The sequence below is a fragment of the Staphylococcus sp. Y174-1 genome (assembly GCF_049897865.1).
GTDB classification, from domain to species: domain Bacteria; phylum Bacillota; class Bacilli; order Staphylococcales; family Staphylococcaceae; genus Staphylococcus; species Staphylococcus saprophyticus.
Window position 1 is genome coordinate 748,175 of record NZ_JAFCXB010000001.1, and the last position, 22,549, is coordinate 770,723.

The 22,549-nt window shown below is 33.0% G+C and carries 22 protein-coding genes; 4 read left to right on the top strand and 18 right to left on the bottom strand.

Features of this window, described 5'->3' with window-relative positions; all coding sequences use genetic code 11:
- Positions 1-24: 24 nt before the first annotated feature.
- From ACP7BT_RS03770 to zapA, 7 genes are all read right to left on the bottom strand, one after another.
- The gene (locus ACP7BT_RS03770; RefSeq protein WP_011303381.1) at positions 25-636 is read right to left on the bottom strand and encodes a succinate dehydrogenase cytochrome b558 subunit; all 612 of its coding nucleotides are present in this window, start codon (positions 634-636) and stop codon (positions 25-27) included.
- A 328-nt stretch (positions 637-964) separates the two neighbouring features.
- Positions 965-2,752, bottom strand: a complete 1,788-nt coding sequence (gene uvrC, locus ACP7BT_RS03775) for an excinuclease ABC subunit UvrC (RefSeq protein ID WP_041080349.1) — start codon at positions 2,750-2,752, stop codon at positions 965-967.
- 205 nt (positions 2,753-2,957) lie between these two features.
- Positions 2,958-3,272, bottom strand: a complete 315-nt coding sequence (gene trxA, locus ACP7BT_RS03780) for a thioredoxin (RefSeq protein ID WP_002483634.1) — start codon at positions 3,270-3,272, stop codon at positions 2,958-2,960.
- A gap of 81 nt (positions 3,273-3,353) precedes the next feature.
- Entirely contained in the window at positions 3,354-5,702 is a 2,349-nt protein-coding gene (locus ACP7BT_RS03785; protein ID WP_041080347.1) for an endonuclease MutS2, read from the bottom strand.
- Between the two features lie 9 nt (positions 5,703-5,711).
- Positions 5,712-7,424, bottom strand: coding sequence for a DNA polymerase/3'-5' exonuclease PolX (gene polX / locus ACP7BT_RS03790; RefSeq protein ID WP_426303732.1), 1,713 nt, complete (start codon positions 7,422-7,424; stop codon positions 5,712-5,714).
- 111 nt (positions 7,425-7,535) lie between these two features.
- Positions 7,536-8,057 (bottom strand): CvpA family protein, encoded by a 522-nt coding sequence (locus ACP7BT_RS03795; RefSeq protein WP_041080344.1) that lies wholly within the window; start codon positions 8,055-8,057, stop codon positions 7,536-7,538.
- Positions 8,054-8,323, bottom strand: a complete 270-nt coding sequence (gene zapA / locus ACP7BT_RS03800; protein ID WP_002483638.1) for a cell division protein ZapA — start codon at positions 8,321-8,323, stop codon at positions 8,054-8,056. The genes ACP7BT_RS03795 and zapA overlap by 4 nt, the downstream gene beginning before the upstream one ends.
- A gap of 308 nt (positions 8,324-8,631) precedes the next feature.
- On the opposite strand from zapA, the gene rnhC reads away from it, so the two are divergent.
- Positions 8,632-9,564: a ribonuclease HIII gene (gene rnhC, locus ACP7BT_RS03805; RefSeq protein WP_041080343.1), complete on the top strand. Its 933-nt coding sequence runs from the start codon at positions 8,632-8,634 to the stop codon at positions 9,562-9,564.
- A gap of 294 nt (positions 9,565-9,858) precedes the next feature.
- Here the strand turns inward: rnhC and pheT are convergent, their stop codons facing one another.
- The 6 genes from pheT to ACP7BT_RS03835 form a co-directional block, all read right to left on the bottom strand.
- A complete protein-coding gene (gene pheT, locus ACP7BT_RS03810) occupies positions 9,859-12,261 on the bottom strand; it encodes a phenylalanine--tRNA ligase subunit beta (RefSeq protein ID WP_041080342.1) in 2,403 nt (800 codons plus the stop codon).
- A complete protein-coding gene (gene pheS, locus ACP7BT_RS03815) occupies positions 12,261-13,319 on the bottom strand; it encodes a phenylalanine--tRNA ligase subunit alpha (RefSeq protein ID WP_002483641.1) in 1,059 nt (352 codons plus the stop codon). The genes pheT and pheS overlap by 1 nt, the downstream gene beginning before the upstream one ends.
- A 332-nt stretch (positions 13,320-13,651) precedes the next feature.
- On the bottom strand, positions 13,652-14,392 hold the full coding sequence (locus ACP7BT_RS03820) for a TrmH family RNA methyltransferase (protein ID WP_041080341.1): 741 nt from the start codon (positions 14,390-14,392) through the stop codon (positions 13,652-13,654).
- 26 nt (positions 14,393-14,418) lie between these two features.
- Positions 14,419-15,360 (bottom strand): M23 family metallopeptidase, encoded by a 942-nt coding sequence (locus tag ACP7BT_RS03825; RefSeq protein WP_041080340.1) that lies wholly within the window; start codon positions 15,358-15,360, stop codon positions 14,419-14,421.
- A 133-nt stretch (positions 15,361-15,493) separates the two neighbouring features.
- Positions 15,494-15,667 carry a 50S ribosomal protein L32 gene (rpmF, locus tag ACP7BT_RS03830; protein WP_011303391.1) on the bottom strand — a complete coding sequence of 58 codons (174 nt, stop codon included), beginning with the start codon at positions 15,665-15,667 and terminating at the stop codon, positions 15,494-15,496.
- Positions 15,668-15,747: 80 nt separating this feature from the next.
- Positions 15,748-16,296, bottom strand: coding sequence for a YceD family protein (locus ACP7BT_RS03835; protein WP_002483644.1), 549 nt, complete (start codon positions 16,294-16,296; stop codon positions 15,748-15,750).
- A gap of 126 nt (positions 16,297-16,422) precedes the next feature.
- Between ACP7BT_RS03835 and ACP7BT_RS03840 the strand changes: the two genes are divergently transcribed.
- Entirely contained in the window at positions 16,423-17,556 is a 1,134-nt protein-coding gene (locus tag ACP7BT_RS03840) for a nucleotidyltransferase (protein WP_041080338.1), read from the top strand.
- A gap of 342 nt (positions 17,557-17,898) precedes the next feature.
- On the opposite strand, the gene coaD is transcribed toward ACP7BT_RS03840, so the two are convergent.
- Together coaD and rsmD are read right to left on the bottom strand one after the other, a co-directional pair.
- The gene (gene coaD, locus ACP7BT_RS03845; RefSeq protein WP_426303733.1) at positions 17,899-18,384 is read right to left on the bottom strand and encodes a pantetheine-phosphate adenylyltransferase; all 486 of its coding nucleotides are present in this window, start codon (positions 18,382-18,384) and stop codon (positions 17,899-17,901) included.
- Between the two features lies 1 nt (position 18,385).
- Positions 18,386-18,928, bottom strand: coding sequence for a 16S rRNA (guanine(966)-N(2))-methyltransferase RsmD (gene rsmD / locus ACP7BT_RS03850; RefSeq protein ID WP_041079088.1), 543 nt, complete (start codon positions 18,926-18,928; stop codon positions 18,386-18,388).
- A 69-nt stretch (positions 18,929-18,997) separates the two neighbouring features.
- Here rsmD and ACP7BT_RS03855 point away from each other — a divergent pair, with 69 nt between their 5' ends.
- The gene (locus ACP7BT_RS03855) at positions 18,998-19,387 is read left to right on the top strand and encodes a DUF7147 family protein (protein ID WP_041079087.1); all 390 of its coding nucleotides are present in this window, start codon (positions 18,998-19,000) and stop codon (positions 19,385-19,387) included.
- Between the two features lie 110 nt (positions 19,388-19,497).
- On the opposite strand, the gene ACP7BT_RS03860 is transcribed toward ACP7BT_RS03855, so the two are convergent.
- Entirely contained in the window at positions 19,498-19,749 is a 252-nt protein-coding gene (locus tag ACP7BT_RS03860) for a YlbG family protein (RefSeq protein ID WP_041079085.1), read from the bottom strand.
- 131 nt (positions 19,750-19,880) lie between these two features.
- Between ACP7BT_RS03860 and ACP7BT_RS03865 the strand changes: the two genes are divergently transcribed.
- Positions 19,881-20,804: a glycerophosphodiester phosphodiesterase gene (locus tag ACP7BT_RS03865; protein WP_041079083.1), complete on the top strand. Its 924-nt coding sequence runs from the start codon at positions 19,881-19,883 to the stop codon at positions 20,802-20,804.
- A 130-nt stretch (positions 20,805-20,934) separates the two neighbouring features.
- Here the strand turns inward: ACP7BT_RS03865 and ACP7BT_RS03870 are convergent, their stop codons facing one another.
- Both ACP7BT_RS03870 and ACP7BT_RS03875 read right to left on the bottom strand, forming a co-directional pair.
- Positions 20,935-21,369 (bottom strand): YlbF family regulator, encoded by a 435-nt coding sequence (locus ACP7BT_RS03870; protein ID WP_041079081.1) that lies wholly within the window; start codon positions 21,367-21,369, stop codon positions 20,935-20,937.
- 17 nt (positions 21,370-21,386) lie between these two features.
- Positions 21,387-22,436 (bottom strand): CAP-associated domain-containing protein, encoded by a 1,050-nt coding sequence (locus tag ACP7BT_RS03875; protein ID WP_037538811.1) that lies wholly within the window; start codon positions 22,434-22,436, stop codon positions 21,387-21,389.
- Positions 22,437-22,549: the final 113 nt, after the last annotated feature.

Here is a 22,549-nt window from a genome sequence, read left to right on the forward strand (position 1 = left end):
TATATGAAACTTAGTTTTAATTCTTTATAAAAATGCTAAGATTGCACTGATTCCGATATAAGAAACAACTAGGAATACAACAAGTGAAACCCAAGTGAAAATTTGTTGAGATTTTTTAGATTGTAAAACACCCCAAGTAACTAAGAATGACCATAAACCATTCGCAAAGTGGAATGTTACTGCTAATAAACATACAATGTAAAAAATTAACCAAAATGGATTCGTCACAATGTCATGAACCATGTCAAAGTTCACTTCATGTCCTAACGCACGTTGGATACGTGTTTGCCATAGATGAATTGCTACAAAGATAAATGTTATGACACCAGTCACACGTTGTAGTAAAAACATCCAGTTTCTAAATGCAGAATAATGCCCTACATTCTCCTTTGCCGTAAAGGCAATATGTACGCCGTAAACCGCATGATACAGAATTGGAATATAAATAACGATAAATTCCACTGCAATTAAAAAAGGTATAGATTCCATAAATCCAGCTGCCTTGTTAAACGCGGCCTCACCTTGTGTTGCCTGATGGTTAACAAGTAAATGAACTAATAAGAATCCACCTATTGGTATTACGCCTAGCAAAGAATGTAAGCGTCTTAAATAGAATTGATTTTTCGAATATGCCAAAAGGAAGTCCCCCCTGTGAAACAGATAATTTTTTTGGATTTCTTTTTTTACCGTACAAAGTAATGGCAATTTTCATATAAACCTTATGAACAATGATTTTTTTGTGACGTATGTTTTTTACAACACAATAACATTGCATAATTATTTAAACATCACTGCATTTTTGAGACGTTGTAGTTTACAGTTTAAATAAAAGGCTGTTGAGAACATTCTCAATTAGAAAACGCTTCCATATACTTGTAAAAAAAGAACTCCTGTTATTTGTTATTGTAACACTAATTAAATAGAAATTGGGCATGAGAATGATTCTCATGCCACAAAGTTATATCTATGAATTATTGGATAAGGCGTGATGAAGATTCTCAGCCACATTTTGGGGAAGACCAGAGTTTTTTAAATCTTCTACACTTGCTTCTTTCATTCTCTTAATTGACCCAAATGTACGTAATAATTTAGTCTTACGTTTGGCACCAATTCCATCAACTGTATCTAGAACAGATTGTAATCCTGTCTTTTGTCTTGTTTGTCTATGGAAAGTGATTGCAAATCTATGCACCTCGTCTTGAATTCTTTGCAACAAATAAAATGGTTGGCTATTTTTTTTCATAGGTACAACCTCTGCTTGCTCTCCATATAAAATTTCTGACGTTTGGTGCTTATCATTTTTACGCAATCCGGCAACGGGAATATCTAAACCTAATTCATTTTCTAGGACATCAATAACACCACTCATGTGGCCTTTACCACCATCTACAATAATTAAATCTGGTAATGGACTGCCCTCATTTAATACACGTGTATATCGCCTGCGTACCACTTCACGCATTGATTTATAATCGTCGGGTCCATCAACTGTTTTAATTTTATATTTTCTATAACCTTTTTTGTTTGGTTTACCATCAATGAAAGACACCATTGCAGACACAGGATTTACACCTTGGATATTAGAGTTATCAAAAGCCTCTATTCTTATAGGCGTTTGTATACCCATTACATCGCCTAACTCTTCAATCGCTTTAACAGTGCGTGATTCATCCTTTGCAATGAGTTCAAATTTATTTTCTAACGTAACTTCTGCATTATGATTTGCTAAATCAACCATATCTTTCTTTTTGCCTTTAAGTGGTTGTACAATTTTTGTGTCCACAACGGATTGTATCAACTCTTTATTTAAATGTTTCGGTACATGTACCTCTTTAGGCAAAATATGTTGATTTAAATCATAAAATTGTCCAATAAATGTATAGAACTCTTCTTCTTCTGTTTGTTGGAGCGGTATCATCGTTGCGTCTCGTTTAATCATATTACCTTGTCTAATAAAGAATACTTGAATACACATCCATCCTTTAGAAATACTGTAACCAAACACATCTCTAATCGTATTATCAGAAGATGTGATTTTTTGTTTTTTATTAAGGTTATGGATATGTTGTATTAAGTCTCTATATTCTTTGGCACGTTCAAAATCTAGTGATTCACTTGACTCTTGCATTTTTTGCTCTAAATTATGCAAAATTGTTTTGTCTTCTCCATTTAAAAAATCCGTTATTTCTTTTGTCATTTCAGCATACTTTTCTAAATCTACTGGATACACACAAGGCCCTAAACATTGGCCAATATGATAATAAAGGCATAATTTGTCAGGCATTTTATCACATTTTCTAAACGGATAGATACGATCTAGTAATTTTTTTGTTTCTTGTGCTGAATATGCATTGGGATATGGTCCAAAGTATTTTCCACTTCCCTTTTTCACTGTTCGCGTTACAACGAGCCTTGGATATTTTTCTTTCGTTATTTTTATAAAAGGGTAACTTTTATCATCTTTCAATAAGATGTTATAACGCGGTTGATATTGTTTTATAAGATTTAATTCTAATAGTAGCGATTCAGTTTCACTGGATGTTACGATAAATTCAAAGTTTCGAATTTCACCGACAAGTCTTGTGGTTTTCGCATCATGCGCACCAGTAAAATAAGATCTTAATCTATTTCTAAGTTTCTTTGCTTTACCTACATATATAATTTGATCATTTCGATCTTTCATTAGGTAACAACCGGGCTCTGTTGGTACTACTGTCAGTTTCTGCTTAATTTTTTCTTGGTATGTTTCCATAAATTGTCCTCCTCCTTTCACACAAAATTTTATAGTTCGATTTTTCAATAAATAGCTTGGTTTTATATGATATCAACGTAGTTTTAATTTACATTTATTTATATTATAAAATAGCTTCGCAATGTTTCTCAATTGATTGATATGCTTATAAATTGAAAACTGGGACATTAATCAAGATTAATGTCCCAGAAAGTTGCTCAATTTATTATAAGTGTTTTTCGATTACTTCAGCTAAGTTTTCTTTTGGTTGGAAACCAACAACTTTGTCAACTGGTTCGCCATCTTTAAAAACGATTAAAGTTGGGATACTCATAACTTCAAATTTAGCAGCTGTTGATGGATTTTCATCTACATCTAGTTTTAAAATGTTAGCTTTGCCATCATAGTCACCAGCTAATTCTTCTAATACTGGAGCAATCATCTTACATGGACCACACCAAGTTGCCCAAAAATCTACTAAATTGACCCCTGATTGAATATTTTCATCAAAGTTTGAATCTGTTACTTTTACGATTGCCATAACTGCCAATCCTCCTTAAATTTCAAATGATGAAGAAATTATAACAGACTTTATACAAATCTGCATACCTCTTGCTCACAATTATTTTATTTCTACAACGGTAACGCCAAATCCACCTTCACTCGGCATACCGTTTCTATATGATGCCACATTTTTATGTCGTTTTAAATGATTTTGCACACCTTTTTGTAATGCACCTGTACCTTTACCATGAATAATGTAAACTTGCTCATAATTGCTTAATACAGCTTGATCTAAATATTGATCTACAGCAACCATTGCTTCATCATAACGATAGCCACGTAAATCGAGTTCCATTTTAATGCTTTGACGATTTTCTCGTTTAATCATTTTCGTTGGTTCCGATTTCGTTTTCTTCGTTTTTTCTAAGTCTTCTAATGGTAATTTCATCTTAATAATACCCATTTGAACAACCGCTTCATTATGATCAATCAATTCTAAAACTTCGCCTTTTTGGCCATAAGTTAGCACTTTAACTTCATCACCTGCATTGATTTCATCCCATTTTTTCTTTTGAACATTTTGTTTTAGGGATTTGGCTTCGTATTGATCATCAAGTTGTTTCTTCTTATCAATGAGCTCGTGTTCTTTTACATCGGCACCTTTTTGGTCTCTCAATTCACGCAGTTCTTTTAATATATCGTCAGCTTCTTTTGTAGCTGATTTCACACGTTGGTTCGCTTTTTCTTTTGCTTCGTTCATCAATTGTTTTTCATGATTTTGATATTGTTCATATTGTTTTGCTAAAGCATCATGTGTATCTTGTGCTTCTCTTAATAAATAATCTAACTCGATACGTTGTTCATCTACGCGTTTTGAATTAGATTCTAATGAAGCAATCATTTCATTAATTTCTTGCTCATCTTGGCCAATCATTGATTTTGCTTTTTGAATGATTTTCATATTTAACCCAAGTTTTTTAGAAATATCAAATGCATTTGAACGTCCTGGTACACCCATTAATAATTTGTAGGTTGGACTTAATGTATTGACGTCAAATTCGACACTGGCATTCATTACACCTTCTCGGTTATAGCTATATGCTTTTAACTCTGGGTAATGCGTTGTTGCCATAACTAATGAGCCTATTTCATGAACATGATCTAAAATACTCATTGCTAGTGCAGCACCTTCACTCGGGTCAGTTCCAGCACCTAACTCGTCAAATAATATCAAACTGTTTTTAGTTGTATCTTGTAAAATTTCAACAATATTCTTCATATGTGAAGAGAAAGTAGAAAGTGATTGCTCAATAGATTGTTCATCACCAATATCACAGTAAACATTTTCAAAAATACTTAATTGGCTACCATCTAATGTCGGAATAAGTATACCTGATTGTGCCATAACAATGATTAAGCCTAATGTTTTCAATGTAACTGTTTTACCACCGGTGTTTGGACCTGTAATAATAACTGTTTCAATATCTTGTGCAAATTCAATTGTATTCGCAACAACTGTTTGCTTATCAAGTAATGGGTGAAAAGCTTTTGGTAAATAAACTGTTCTATCTTTTGTAAATTGTGGTTTGGTTCCTTTAATTGAACTTGCATAGCGTGCTTTGGCTGTTAAGAAATCAATTTGGCCCATGATTGACTCTGAAATTAAACATGCATCTGCTTCTTCAGCTACTTCTACTGTCAATGCGGATAAGATGCGTTCTCTTTCAATCGCTTCATCATTTTTTAAACGGCTTATTTGGTTACTCATCTCTACAATGGATGAGGGCTCAATATATAAGGTTTGTCCAGAAGCAGACTGATCATGAACAATACCATTAAAATCTTGGCGATACTCTGCTTTCACTGGAATTACATTTCGCTCATTACGTACAGTGACAATCGCGTCAGATAGTTTCTTCTGGTTAGCTTGACTCTTAACAATCTTGTCTAAATTTTGTTTAATTCTTTGATTCGTACTAGAAATTTTACTTCTAATTCCTTGTAATTCATAACTTGCATTATCATATAAATCATAAGTATCACATTTTTGATGAATACTTTGATATAAATCTGACAATACAGGCAGTTGTTCCATTCTATCGTTAAGAATAGGGTAATTAATTGTTTCTTCTTCATTTAATAAATTATTATAAAATGTTTTATATTGATTTTGGATTTGTATTAGGCGTTTAATGACATTTAATTCGCTAACACTGAGTACACCACCGATTTTCGCTCTATGAATATACGTGGATATTTTAGCTAATCCACTTAAACTAGGCATACGATGTTTGTTATAAATTTGTGAAATCTCATCTGTTTCGTTCATTTGAAATTCAACCGTGTTAAAATCAGTTGCTGGTGCCATATCTACAACTTTTTCTTTACCTAAATCACTGATTGTTTCATTTTCTATCAATGCTTTTATTTTATCGAATTCTAAGACATTTAAAGATTTCTGTCTCATCTAATCCCTCTATTTCTTCAGTTTAATATTATTCTCAACGAATGATTTAAATTCTTCTCGAGACATTGTATTAATCACTCTATCTTTTGTAACAAATCCTTTTTGTGCAGTTGCAACACCATATTTCATAAATTCTAAATGTTCGACATGATGTGCGTCAGTATTGATTGTTAGCTGTATATTTGGATGTTTTTTAACTGTATCTGCATTTAAATCTAAACGTTTTGGATTTGCATTAATTTCTAAAATGGTATTAGTTTCTTCTGCAAGTTGACATAATTTATCTATGTCTGGTTCATAGCCAGGACGTTTACCTATAATGCGACCTGTTGGATGTGCAATATGGCGTACATAAGGGTTACGGCAAGCATTTTCCAATCTGCGCATGATTTCTTCTTGCGACTGATTAAAACTTTGGTGTATCGCAACAATGGCATAATCTAACTTCGCTAATATCTCATCATCATAGTCTAATTGACCATCAGGTAAGATATCCATTTCTATACCTGAGTATATATCAATTTCCTTATATTTTTCATTTAGCGCTTTAATTTCTTCATTTTGACGCAATAAACGTTCAACTGATAAGCCGTTCGCAACTTTCAAACTTTGAGAATGGTCAGTAATCACCATAAATTCATAACCTTTCTCAATGTTCGCTTTTACCATATCTTCAATACTAAATGCACCATCGCTATATGTCGTATGCATATGGATATCACCATGAATATCTGTTAATTTGATAATATTATCTAAGTTTTTATCAAATTCACTTCCGTCCTCTCTCAATGCAGGTTCTATCCAATTCACTCCAAAATGTTCATATATTTCTTTTTCGCTTTGATATTGAATGATTTCCCCATTATTTTGTTCAATACCATATTCGCTTACCTTTTCGTCTTGTTCTTTAGCCAATTGTCGTCTTCTAATATTATGATCTTTTGAACCTGTAAAATGTTGTAAAGTATGATAGAAAGCTGCAGGTTCAATTAACCTAAAATCAACACCTATCGTTTCATCATCATAAGCTAATTCAAGTGATACCTTAGTCTGACCTACTGCTACTTGCTTAACAATGTTAGGCATTTTTAATAATGACTGTTGAACTGAAGTAGGATGATCTGTGCTAATAATATAATCTAAATCTTTACTCATTTCTTTATATCTTCTATAACTACCAGCGACTTCGTATTTGTCTATATCCTTGACTGTAGCTAAATAGTCATTAATTTCACTATTTAAACCACGTATTTGATCGATTGGATATTTTTCTTTCTTAGCGCCTAAAGCTTTTACAGCTTCAAGGATATTCTGTTCTGTCTTTTTAGCAAAGCCACTTAACTCACTAACTTTTCCTTGTTCACAAGCAACTTGCAGTGCTTCTTTACTATCAATATTTAATTCTTTATATAGCTTTGCAATTTTTTTACTTCCAAGACCTTGTATTTTTAATAAAGGAATAAGTCCCTCAGGAACTTCTTTTTGCAATGCTTCTAATGCACTTGATTGGCCTGACTGACGATATTCATCAATCACTTCTCCTACACCTTTACCAATCCCTTTTAATTCAGTCACATCTTCAATTTCATCTAACGTACGTTCGTCCATTTCAAGACTTTGTGCAGCTTTTCTATATGCAGATACTTTAAACGTATTTTCACCTTTTAATTCCATATAAGTCGCTATTTTTTCTAGTAATTGAATAATATCTTTTTTTGTCATTATTTTCACTCCATAAAAAAAGGTCAAGACAGATTACTGTAGCACGCATTCAGTAAATTAATTGTGTCCTGACCTCCTATATTTTATAAGACCATTCTAATCTATAACACGCTATATATTCACAACATAGTTGGATATATAGGGGATATGTAAAATTAAAAATTCTGAGATTTTCCCACTTATAAGCTGTTGTTGCACTATTTTTAATGGATACAACGAAATAGTGTAAAGCAATGTAGCACTGATAATGATTGAAGAAATCAGACTCATTATCACACCAATCACTCGACTTATGACATTAGGACGCTTAAATTTTAACACATTATCGAAAATCACTATAATACCATAACATATGATTTTAGTAAGGATCGCAATAATTAAAAATGCGATGATATGATCAAATCGTTGGTGTATATTATCAAATTGAATGGCATAATTCAAATCAAATGCACGTGTCTTGGGAAATGGTATAAATAATTCTAATCGCTGAGCAATTTGATGATAAAATCTTTGTGCAATCCATAATGAAAACAAAGTAGAAGTTAAATGCAAAGCACTTAACCAAGCACCTCTTCTAAAACCAATCATTCCAATATAAAGAAAAATAATTAGAACAATCAAATCTAAAATCATTTGTCTTCACTATTTTTCAACTGTTTTATTTCTTGTTGCAGACGAAGGTTTTCTTCTTCTAATTGAACTTTTTCATGCATAATATTGACAGCTGTAAGTATCGCCTTTCTCGTCGTATCTAATCCAGCACTTTTACTAGCTAACATTTTGAGTCTTTCGTCTACTAAATGCGCAACGTAACGGATATGCTCGGGATTGTCCTCACCGACAATAGTATAATGTTGATCATTTATAGTTACGTTAATCCGATTTTTAAACTCGCCCATATCATAACTCCTGACTTTTTAATATATTTCCGAACTTATTTTCCTATTTGTTTCAATTAAGTATGTAATTTAGTATTTTAGAATATTCACGAACCATTATACACGACATAATATTATTTTGTAAGAGGTGAGAATTGTTATATAAGAAATATTTGTTATTAATGCTATTTTTTATCGATAACAATTAAAATTTTCTTTCAATAATTAAAATATCATATATTTATCACCTAACACCACTTACATACATATGATATGATGTTCAATGTCTAAATACATAAGTTATTCATATAAAAAGTGAGGTACCGTACATGACAAATATTGTACATAAATTAACCAATTCAGATATACAGCAATTAATGTCAAAAATACCCTTTGAAACATCAAAGCTATCCCGAGGTATGAAAGCAAAAACAAAATACAAGGGAACTTCTATTTCAATATATAATTCAAACAAAGTGATGTTTCAAGGCAAGGATGCAGAACGTATCGCTGCACAGTTGTTGCCTAATGTTACTAAATCACAACCATCCAATAAGAAAGCTTCAACAACCAAACAAACGATTTCATATAACCAATTTCAATGTATTGGTAGTGATGAGGCAGGAAGTGGCGATTATTTCGGACCATTGACCGTATGTGCTGCCTATGTCTCACATAAAAATGTACAAATCTTGAAAGCGCTAGGCGTCGATGATTCGAAGAAATTAACAGATACAAAAATTGTTGAATTAGCCGAACAGCTCGTTACCTTTATCCCCCACTCATTATTGGTCATGAATAATGAGAAATATAATGAAAAGCAAAAGGCGGGCTGGTCTCAAGTTAAGATGAAGGCTGTATTGCATAATGAAGCGATTAAAAATGTCACTCAAAAAATTGATACCACTGAATTAGATTATATCGTTATTGACCAATTTGCCGAAGCAGGTGTTTATAAACGTTATGCCTTAAGTGACTTACCATTCAGTGATAAAACGAAATTTGAGACTAAAGGTGAATCAAAATCCATTGCAATTGCAGCTGCAAGTATTATTTCAAGGTATGCATTCGTTAAACATATGGATCGTTTAACTCAATCAGTTAAAACAGACATTCCTAAAGGAGCGAGTAATAAAGTAGATTTAACTGCAGCTAAAATAATTGAACGCAAAGGCATAGCTTACCTTGATTCTATTTCCAAGAAACATTTTGCCAATCGCAAAAAAGCTGAAAATTTAGTTCAAAAAAAATATAATGATTAAATAGAAAAGCGCCTTAGACATAAATAGATGTCTAAGGCGCTTTTTTCAATTGGGGAGTAGATGACTGAATTGAAATTGTAATGTCTCACTTCTTATGCAAAAGCATCAGTATGCCACGTAAAAAGTCTAGTTAGACTTATGCATACGCTTTAGCTCAAATAAACCTTTATCCGAGTCATCCTTGCCTTGATTGCATAGGTGAGACTTCGAAATTTCTATTAGAAAATTTGATTTCTATCCTACTCCCTTATCTTATATTACAAAATCAAATCTAAAATATATGTTTGTGAATCATTATCTAATCGTTGCACCCTCTGATTTTAAAGCCTCTAATATGGCTTCATGTACAGCGTTCACTTTATCATCCGTTAATGTTTGTTCAGTGTCTAAATAAGCTAAATGGATTGCGATTGATTTTTCATCTTCTGCCATATTTTCACCTTCATAGACATCGAAAACTTCTGCTTCTTGTAAAATATTGCCACCATGTTCATGAATGATGTTTACTAATTTGGCTGATGGTGTCGCACGATTAACCACTAATGCGATATCTCTTGATACGCCTGGGAATCTTGGAATTGCTTGATAATTAATATAACCAACAGATACTGACATTAATTTATCAAAGTTTAATTCAAAGACATACGTGCGTTTTAGGTCATAGTCCTTTTCAGTTTTAGGATGTAGTTCACCTACGAAACCAACAATTTCGCCATTTAATTTCACATAAGCTGTTCTACCTGGATGCAGTCCATTTATTTCTCCAGCTTCATATTCAAATTGGATATCTAGCTTTTCAGCGATTCTATCAACGATACCTTTAGCAACGAAGAAATCAATCGTTTCTTTTTTACTTTGCCAGTGATTAACTGTATAATCACCTGTTAAAATACCGCTTAAATATTCTACTTCATCAGGAAGTTCATCCTCACCATTCGCAAAAAATACGCTACCTAATTCATATAATCGCACATCGCTATTTTTACGTGCCACATTATAAGCAACTGCATCAATTAAATGCGGGATTAAACTTTGACGTAAAGTTGAGTGAGCTTCACTCATAGGCATGAGTAAGTCAATTGTTTCACGTTCTTGTAATGCAAAATCTTTTGCTCTGTCTTTATCTACAAGTGAATAATTAATTGCTTGGTTTAATCCAGCACCTTCTAATGTCGCTTTAATTATTCTTGATTTAGATTGTCTATCTGTTAACGCGCCATGTGTTACTTGATCAAATACAGGTAATGTTGAAGGGATTTCATCATAACCATAGATACGTGCGATTTCTTCAATTAAATCTTCCTTAATTGAAATATCTTTACGACGTGAAGGCACCATGACAGTGAGTACATCTTTATTTTTAGTTGTTTCAAAACCTAATTGAACAAATATAGATTCAATATCTTCAGCACTGAGTTCAAAACCGATTGTTTGATTCACTTTTGAAACTGAAATATCAATTGGTGTAACGAAAGATCCAAGTTCACCTTGAGAAACACGTCCTTGTGCTACTGAACCGCCAGCATAGGTTTGTAATAAGTAACAAGCTCTATCAACGGCCTCATCTACAAATTCAGTTGCAATACCTTTTTCGAAGCGACTAGATGCTTCACTTCTTAAGTTCAATCGACGTGATGTATGTCTTATGGATACTGGATCAAAAATAGCGCCTTCTATTACAACGTGCTTCGTTGCTTCTGTAACTTCAGAGAAATCTCCGCCCATTACACCTGCAATCGCAATAGGTGTTTCTCCATTTGTTATAACAATGTCATTTTCTTTTAGTTGACGTTCCTGGTTGTCTAAAGTTGTCATCTCTTCATCAGCTTTAGCTTGTCTCACTTCTATATGTTTGGAACCAATTTGGTCTTGATCAAACATGTGCAACGGTTGACCGTATTCAATTAATACATAATTAGAGATATCTACAACATTATTAATTGGGCGAATACCAGCTTTGATTAAACGCATTTGCATCCACTCTGGAGAAGGTGCAATTGTTACATTTTTCACTACGCGTGCACTGTAATATGGTACTTTATCTTCATTTTGAATGTTGACACTAATTTCATCATTCGTTTGATCACTTGTTTCTGTACTTTGTGTTTCAGGTTTCGTCATTGGAACATTATATAGTGCAGCAGTCTCATAGGCTGTACCAATCATACTTAATGCATCTGCTCTATTTGGTGTTAAATCAAATTCCATCACTTGATCATTTAAATATAATGCATCTAATGCATCTGTTCCCGGTTTAACTTCAGTTGAAAATACAAATATACCATCTTCAAATTGTTTCGGTACTAAATTACTAGGCACCCCAACTTCTTGTAATGAACAAATCATACCTTCAGAACGTTCGCCACGTAATTTCGCACGTTTGATTTTCACACCACCAGGTAATCTGCCACCAACACTTGCAACGATCACTGTTTGGCCTGCATCTACATTCGGCGCACCACAAACGATTTGTACTGGCTCCGCTTCACCAATATCAACTTGGCATATATTAAGTTTATCGGCATCTGGATGTGCAGCTATGGATTGTACATAGCCTACTACAAGGTTTTTAATCTCTTTTGTATAATCAATAATATCGTCAACTTCAATTCCAGTACGTGTAATACGTTCTGCAAGTACATTAACTGGTTCATTAATTTCTACATATGACTCTAACCATTCTTTAGAAATAAACATTATTTTTCACCTCTGTCTTCTACTGCTTTAAATTGACTTAAGAAACGTACATCATTTGTATAGAAATGACGTATATCTTCAATACCATATTTCAACATAGCGATTCGATCTGGTCCCATACCAAAAGCGAAACCAGTATATTTATTTGAATCAAAGCCTGCCATTTCAAGAACGTTAGGATGAACCATACCAGCACCTAATATTTCTATCCAACCCGTATGCTTACATACGTTACAACCTTCACCTTTACATTTGAAACAAGATACATCAACTTCAACAGAAGGTTCTGTAAATGGGAAATAGCTAGGTCGTAAACGTATTTCTCTATCTTCACCAAATAGTTGTTTAGCTAATAATTCTAAAGTACCTTTCAAATCGCTCATTTTAATATTTTCATCAACAACTAACCCTTCAATTTGAGTGAATTGGTGACTATGTGTCGCATCATCAGAATCACGACGATAAACCTTACCAGGACATAAAATTTTAACTGGGCCTTCACCATTGCGTTTTTCCATTGTTCTAGCCTGTACTGGAGATGTGTGTGTACGCATTAAAATTTCATCCGTTATATAAAAACTATCTTGCATATCTCTGGCAGGATGTGATTTTGGTAAGTTTAACGCTTCAAAGTTATAATAATCTTGTTCAACTTCAAAACCATCAACAATTTCATAACCTAAACCTAAAAATAAATCTTCAATTTCTTCGATGGTTCTTGTGAGCGGATGTTTAGCACCAATCGCAATTTTACGACTTGGTAATGTTACATCTATTTTTTCTTCTTTCAATTGTTGCTCTAACTGCTCATTACCCAGTAATTCATGACGTGCTTGAATTTCCTTTTCAATCGTTTGTCTAACTTCATTTACTTGTTGACCATATGCAGGTTTCTCTTCATTCGGTAAATCTTTCATATGTTTCATCAATCCAGTAACTGAACCTTTTTTTCCTAAATACTTAACCTTTACATCCTGTAACGCTTTTTCATTTTGAGCTTCATTAATATCGACTAATGCCTGCTGCTTGATTTCAGCCATAGCTTCTGTTTGTGCCATACTTAGCCCTCCTACTTGAATTTTAAGTTGTTATATTTATATTTTAAAATTGCATAAAAAAAGACTTCCATCCCTTAAAACTGGGACGAAGTCTTCCGTGGTACCACCCAAATTTATGCCGTAGCATACACTTGTTGTCATTGATAACGGAAATGATTTCCGACTTAAATTTCTTTAAGTAACCAAAAAGGTGAAAAAAACTAACTACATCGGATTATCTTTCAGTCGTGGATAATCTCCCTTTTACTTCTGTATCTATTTAGTTTACGTCTTTTTATGGGTTCATATTTAAATATCATTACATTTATTATATACGATGATTTATGATAGGGTCAACCTTTCAAATGATACATCACAATACTACCTGCTATTGCAACATTTAAACTTTCTGCTTTACCATAAATTGGAATTGTTAGATTTTGCGTTGTTTGACTGAGTAATTTGTCATTAACGCCTTCACCTTCATTACCTAAAAGTAAAGCAAATGTCTCTTGACTAGGTATTTGATTATATACAACTGCATCTTCTAACGCAGTCCCATAAACATCGCCCTCAAAATCAGCAATAAAACCACTTAACTCTGTCGTTAAAATAGGTATGTGAAATACACTACCTTGACTTGCACGCATTACTTTATCTTGATACGGATCTGCAGTTCCTTTTTCTAACACGATTAAATCTAAACCTGCAGCATCAGCTGTACGGATTAACGTACCTAAGTTACCTGGGTCCTGAATACAATCTATTAATAACACTTGCTTCGCATTAGTAGTTTCGTAGATAGGTTTCTCAATAACAGCAAAGAATCCTTGCGGTGTCACAGTTCCCGATAATACTTCTGCAAGTTTTAAATTAATTTCAAATACTTCTTCTGCATAACTTATCATATCATCTTGTATTCTATCTGCATCAACAACATAGAGCTGTTGAATCTTGATATTACTCTTATAAGCTTCTTCTATAAGATGATAACCTTCTATAAGCGCAAGGCCAGTCTTATCTCGCTCACGCTTTTTCTTTAATTTATTTGCATTTTTTATTTTATTATTTTGTGCTGAAGTTATTATTTCCATAACATAGCCTCTTTATATATTTATTTTCAACTTTTGAATAGGTGTGTAATGTTCGAACGTATGCCTTTTGCTAATTTAGACAATTCGTGTTTTTCTTTTACCACAATACTATCACCTTTATATGTTACTATATCACCTTTGACAGGCGCTGTAACATTTTGAAATTGAATTTTTAATGTTTGTGTCGCTTGAATATGCTTATCTTTCATAACTTGAAAGTGTATATGTGGCTCTGGTGTATTACCTGAATTACCAACTTCTGCTATGTGTTGTCCTCGCAATAGCATATCACCTTTTTCAATCTTAAAAGAATATGGTTTAATATGTGCAATCATACTATATTCATTACGCCCATGTTTAATAATAATATAATTACCTTCTGGATGGACAGTATTACTATCACCGGGTAAGTTATCTGGTATACCATCTACAATCGCCTCTACTACCCCATTTTCTGGCGCTACGATTGATGTTCCATAGCTATAGTAATTCTCACATTCATTTGGATTTCCTTTATATGTATAACCATCTTTAACTCTCACTAAATCTAAAGCATGACGTTGTTGTTTAAATCGATGATGGTCATTCGTTAATTCATTATCTCCACCCCAATAAACTAAGCACGGTTCTTTAATTGGAATGGTATAGCTATATTTAGTATGTTTCGCATTATGGTTATGACCAATTGGTAATAAGGACATTCCAACAATCTCTTGGTACTTATTTAATGTGACACTTGCACCTGTAGCCATTTTATTATCAAACCAAATGTACTCATCTTGTCGATTAATATTGAGATGTCTATATAAATTATTTTCGCCTCTAAGTGCATTATAATTACTTAGTAATTTCTCAAGTTCTTCAAAAGATGAAACTTCTTGAAATGATTCACTAAAATGATGATAAAGCCACTGCGCATCGTGATCTTCAATTTTATTTATAATTATTTGTGCATTTATCGTTTCCATATGATTCACACAACCTATCAGTTGAATATATAGAGTAACTATCTCTAAAATAAAAAATCGTTCAAAAATTATCAAGTGAATAATTAATGAACGATTAGATTAGGCTATCATATAGCCTAATAATTAAATGAAATTATTTTGATACAACGTCTTCGCCTTTGTATGAACCACAGTTCTTACATACACGGTGAGATAATTTGTATTCTCCACAATTTGGGCATTCAGTCATACCAGGTACTGAAATTTTAAAATGCGTACGACGTTTATTTTTTCTTGTTTTAGACGTTCTTCTTTTTGGTACTGCCATGATAATCCTCCTTATATTCAAACACTAAATAGATAATTTCAGATTCAATAATCCATTATACTATAGATTATCTAAATCCGCTATTGCTCTTCGTCATATAATTGTTGTAGTTTTTGAAGCCTAGGATCGATTTGCTCTGATTCAGCAGATGCTTTATCTTTCGCAATTTCAACCGCTTGTTCTTCGTCAATAACTTCCCAACCATTACCTTCTCGTAACATCTGATCGCTTTCTTTTGAAAAAACGCGCATTGGTTTTTCAATAATAACTAGTTCTTCAGCAATATCTTTTAGATTTATCATACCGTCTGTTGCATCATGGTAATGTTCATCTTCATCTTCATCATTTTCAAACTGCTCATATCCTTCTAAATCAAAAATCTCTTGAGACTTGATATCAATAGGAACTTCAACAGGAACTAAAGTACGTGCACAAGACATCGTATACGTCCCAGTCAAATGCATATCTGCAATGACTTCACTTGATCTGACGGTTAATTCACCTTCAACATCAATATCTGATAAATCTATTAAATCTAATGATTTTACTAAATGATCAAAATTAACCGTTTGATGGAATTCAAAAGGTTTATCTTGGAATTTTCTTAATTGTGTTATTGACCATTTCATATGGCTTCACCTCTAACAAGCACAAAATTTATTTTAACTTTATAGATATAAGTTGTCAAGATTTTTTCTTAACACAGTTACATCTGTTACAATATCTATAATGAATTCTGAAAGGAAGAATTGCAAATGAAAAGCGTTGCACTAGTCACTGAATATAATCCCTTCCACAATGGTCACTTATACCATGCCCAACAATCAAAGTCAATAACCAACTCTGACATTTCCATAGCAATCATGAGTGGAAACTTTGTGATGAGAGGCCAACCCGCAATTTACAATAAATTCACTCGTGCAAAAATGGCATTGTGTGCCGTAGACCTTGCCGTAGAGCTTCCAGCTTATGCATCAGTGTCTGCAGGTCAATATTTCGCAAAAACAGCTGTGCAGATAGCAGATTATTTAAATGTTTCTCATTTATCATTTGGAAGCGAATCGGGTAATATGGATGACTTTCTATCATTGGCACAGTCTATTGATAAAATTGAGCAATCACCTCTATTTTTAGAAAAATTAAAAGAAGGCAAAAGCTACCCAAGAATCTTAAGCGAACTGATTACTGATAATGACTTGCTATCATCGCCCAACAATACATTAGGCCTTTCTTATGTGAGAGCAATCCAAACATACGCACCATCAATACAACCATGGACGATTTCCCGATTTCAGTCTGCCCATCACGATAATGAAATCTCTCACCAAACATTTGCAAGCGGCACTTCTATTCGTCAATCATTAATGAATCAAACGGATCATTGGAAAGATGTCGTACCATCTGAGATACATAAGCACTATGAACGACCTCATATCTCTATTGAGGATACATTCAATTATTTAAAATATGCAATTTTAAGCCAAGATGCCACATCATTAGCACAGATTTATACCATGAGTGAAGGCATTGAAAATCGCATACTTCAAACTATTGAACGAGCGACAAGTTTTGAACATTTAATGACACTATTAAAAACGAAACGTTATACCTATACGCACATTCAGCGTTTACTTATGAATATACTTTTAAATTTTAAAAAATATGATGAGCCTGCGTCAATTAACGCTGTGCGTATCCTAGGCATGTCTGAACGTGGACAACAGTATTTAAAACAAATTAAAAAATCGTTTCCAGAAAGAAACTTTGTGACGCAAGTCAATAAACAAAACGCAAATTTATTTACTAATGAGATACATGCTACTAAAATTTACAACCTTATTTCAGGTCAAACTGCAAACGACTTTAATACACCAGTGATACGGATTTGATACGGATTTGATACGGATTTGATACGGATTAAAATACCAAGCATGGTCATTTAGCTTTGCAATTGCATAAGGGAGTGGGACAGAAATCAGCTTTTTAATAATGATTTCGTTGTCCCGCCCCCACAAGGCTGCCTAGAATGCTAAAAAACATGCTTGTGTGCATTTAGCTTCAGTCAGCTACTGTGTAACACTAACCAACAAGTTGGTAAGCTACTTTGGTTTACAATTGCCTTGCAATTGCATAAGAACCACTAACCAACAAGTTGGTAAGCTACTTTGGTTTACAATTGCCTTGCAATTGCATAAGAACCACTAACCAACAAGTTGGTAAGTGGTTCTTTATCATTTTTTAAACTTTTCGTTTAACGCTTTTTCAACATGTAAAGGTACAAAGTCTGAAACGTTTGCTTTATATGCTGCAACTTCTTTCACAACGCTAGAACTGATGAATGAATAATTTGTACTCGTCATCATATACATTGTCTCTACATTGCTGTTTAATTTTTTATTCATTGATGTAAGTCTTAATTCATATTCAAAATCACTCACAGCTCTTAATCCTCTTATAATCGTTTCTGCTCCAATTTTGTCACAAAAATTGACTAATAAACCATTGAAATGATGAACTGTTACGTTATTCAAATGTTTCACTGATTCTTCAATCAGCGCGATACGTTCTTCTATTGAAAATGTGCCTGACTTACCACTATTTTTCAATACACAAATATGTAGTTCATCAAAGCGATCCGCACTTCTATCTATGATATCGATATGACCATATGTAATCGGATCGAAACTTCCTGGAATGACTGCTTTAGTTGTAGACATATTAATCTCCTTTTTTTAATAACAAAGTGTCTGTCAAACCATAATGATAACGTTTTATCTCATGGAATGGCTCCGTTTTGATTTTTTCATGATGTTTAAACTCACAAACGATAATACCATTTTCTTTTAATAAATTAAACTTTGCAATACCTTCCAATGCTTCATCAATTAACCCTTTTTCATAAGGAGGATCTAAAAATATTACATCAAATTGTATTTCTCGTTTGGCTAAGGCCTTTAAAGCACGATCAGCATTGTTTTTATATACTTCTGCTTGTGTATCAATATTAAGGTTTTTTAAATTTGCTTTAATGACTTTTACAGCTTTAAAATTTTGATCAACAAATATCATTTGGTCAATGCCTCGAGATAATGCTTCAATTCCAAGTGCTCCACTACCAGCAAATAAATCAAGACCAATGCCAGAAACTTCGTGTAAACTATTAAATATACCTTCTTTTACTTTATCCATTGTCGGTCTAGTATTGCGTCCTTCTAAACTCTCAAGCGCCTTACTCTTATGTATTCCAGAAATTACTCTCATATGATTTACACTTCCATTCTCAAAATATATTTTATATAATGCATACTGCAGATAAGGAGGCATCGTATTTTGAAACAATCATTTATAAAGCTCGGAGAAGGCCTTACAGATTTATTCGAATTTAATACATTAATAGAATATAACCACCAACGTATAGCACATATCGTTTATTTTCATTCTCCAAATTGTGCACACGCACGTTCATCTGTCGCTATCATCATGCAACCAACCAGTGAACAACATTTCCAAGCAATGTATATTATGCTTAACGCAGTGAAATACCCTTACCCTGATTCCAATAAAAAATTTGAACTGATAAATAACCAGGCTGAAAAATATCACGTCAATATAAAAGCTGTTGACGTCCAGCCCACCGAACGATTTCACGACACTGAATTATATTTTAATTATTTAACAAGTGTCTTGCGCTTACAAAGATGGATTCCACCTTTGCAATAATATAACAAAAAGCCACTATAGCTATTGCATATACTATTGTGGCTTCCCTATTGTTAACGCTGATATAGCAACTGCTTCAGTCAGTATGCAGCAGTATCGTTAAGTTCATATTATAAAACTTCATGCTGTTCTTTCTCATAAACTTTCTTCAAATATTTATAAGGTGAACCTTCAACATGCTTCACGTATTTTAATCTCATTAATTTATCAACAATTTGATCCGCTTCGTCTTCATTAATGTACATGACAACAAATCTCTCTTGTCCATTAGTACTGACAATATGCCCGAATTTACGTACTTGTCTTTCATGCTTCATATGTTTTAGATATATAATTATACTTGTTCTTGGTACAATATTCATTTATTCATCACTCCATTTATTAGCTATTATATAATATCATGGCTTTTCCATTTTATAAATAATAATTATTTTGATGTAGCATGAACTTTTGCTATATTACTCTATATACCCAAATTTGAGGAGGAAGGCTCGTGACAAAAATTAATAACATAATTAAAGCTGGATTTTTAGGCACAGTCGGTTTGGTAGGAAGTTTAATTTTTATTAATAAATATAAAACACAACCGCATAATCAAAGTATACCACCTTTCTTTTCTAGAACTGCACCATATATTTTTGCACATCGAGGTGGTATGGCTGTCAGACCAGAGCAAACTAAGCTTGCTTTTGATAATGCAGTCGCACATGATATAGATGGTTTTGAAACAGATGTCAGACTTACGAAAGACCATAAACTTGTAGTATTTCATGATGCTACTGTTGATCGTACTACAAATGGATCAGGTAAAGTATCTGAACATACTTTAGCAGAATTAAAACAACTAGATGCAGGTTATCGATTCACCGATATTAATGGTACTAAAGTTTATCGTGGACATGAAGATGCCAAAATATTATCATTTGATGAATTATTAAAACATTATCCAAATCAATTAATTAATGTGGATTTAAAAGATGACCCCAAAAGCAAAGAAGGTGAATTAGCGCCAGAAATCATTTATGAAGTCATCGTTGCACACCATGCACAAAAACGCGTTTTAGTGACAAGTTTTCACAGTCAACAAATTGAAAGATTTAATATAATTAGCCATGGTACTGTGGCGATTGGTGCAAGTCAAAATGAAGTAGCTGAAGGCGTATTGAAATTCTTCACAGGTCTTGGCAATACTTTCCAACCTCGTGCGAATACGTTTCAAATGCCTGTTTCTTTTAACGGGATTAAGCTAACATCGCCCAAGTTTATACAATGGTTAAACGAACGAAATATTGTTCCAGGCTACTATGGTGTTAACAATTTAGATATGATGAATGATTTAATCTTTTATGGTGCACATACCTTAGTCACTGATCGACCTGATTTAGCAGAAAGATTTAAAAATACGTATCCCAAATAAATATTATAAAATAAACGACAAGTGCTATTTACAATGATTTCAATATCTGATTAAATTCACAAAAAAGGAGGCAGAGTCCTGTTAGCGCTCTGCCTCCTTTACTATTTTCTTAAAAATTCCAATCTATCTTTTATAATGAACAACCACATGAACCGCCAGTGGCACAACCACCTGATTCTTTTTGGAAAAATGGATTGCCCGCTTCAATCTTCACATTCTCAGAAACTGCGTAAGCAATTTTCACAATAACTTGATCTATCAATTCCTGCAAAGCAACTTCTTTTTGTTTATAATCCATCACTACATCAAGCATTTCATATGCACGTTTACGTATACGTGTTTCTAACATGACACTTTGATAATCTGGATGATATTTACCAAACCGCATAATTTCATCATATTTTTCTTTAGATTTTAAGAAAGCTTGATAAAGTAGATGCGCTTCATCATCATTGGCTAATGTCTGTTCAGCTGTTTTGTATGCTTTATATAATCGAGATTGTAATATTTTATCACTGAGCATTTCTATTTCATCTAGCACTGTTAAAGTTTCTTCTGTAATCATCGTCGTCCATCTCCTTTCTATTTATCCTCTACGAAAATAAGTGTGTAATAACCATTTGTTACTTCGCCACCCATTTCATTATATTTTGAATTTAACATCCTTGATCTATGGATATCCGAATTTAACCAACTATGAATCAACGTAGGTACTTCATTAAAATCATATCCTACGTTTTGACTCGTGGAGACAAATGATATTTTTTGTTCATTCAACTGTTGTTTTAAAGCATCTTCTGTAAATTCAACACTATCAGTCCCTGTAGCTTCATACAAGTTAAATGATGCAATATGAGCTATATCATTGTTAATTTTAAGTGGCTTGGCATCCTTTAACTTTCTCATTTCATTTGTAATTTCATATAATGTCATCAATTGATTTGAATTTTGCTCATAGGGCAAATCATCATGCTCACTTTGAACTTCTTTATCTTCTTGAGAACTTAACATTTGATATGGTTTAAAGGCTGCTAAGGCTTCGCTATCTAAATATCTAACAGCTACAATTTCATTTGATTGTTGGTCAATATAAATTTGTGCATAAATATTTTTAAACTTTATAAGTGTTTGCGTCTTCATATCTAAATCAGATAATTCAAGTTCATATTCTTTACCATCAACTTTAATCGTTGGTTCAGGATTAATACTGTATTTCTCAAAAACATGTGATGCATTATCGGAAATCTTTAATGGATCAACTTTTGCATCTTTACCAGTTGCGTACACAGATTTAATAATATTATGCTTTGTTGTAACAAGATAATATTGATTATGCTCTTTAAATATATAATTTTTAAAATCACCTTTATATGAATAAACCCGTTCAGCTTGCCCATATGTATTTGTAAGTTTTTTTAGGTTTTGACCTACCCACGTACCGATACCTTCTTTTGGCATCGGATTTTCAACTGATTCCTCATTTTTATTAATATTTTCATTTTGAGTAGTCTTCGTTGAATCTTTATTAGGATTCTCCAAAACATCAAACTTTAAACGTGGTGAGTAAAAAAGGTAAATCAAGAAACATATTAATAACAGTACACCAATAATTTTAATTATTAATTTTTTCATCGCTCACCCACCTATACTTCTCTTTCATTTATTGTACATGTTTCAATATATCACAAACAAGGCATGCCGTCGTAATATTAGAAGTATATTGTAAAATACGACAGATTTTCAAC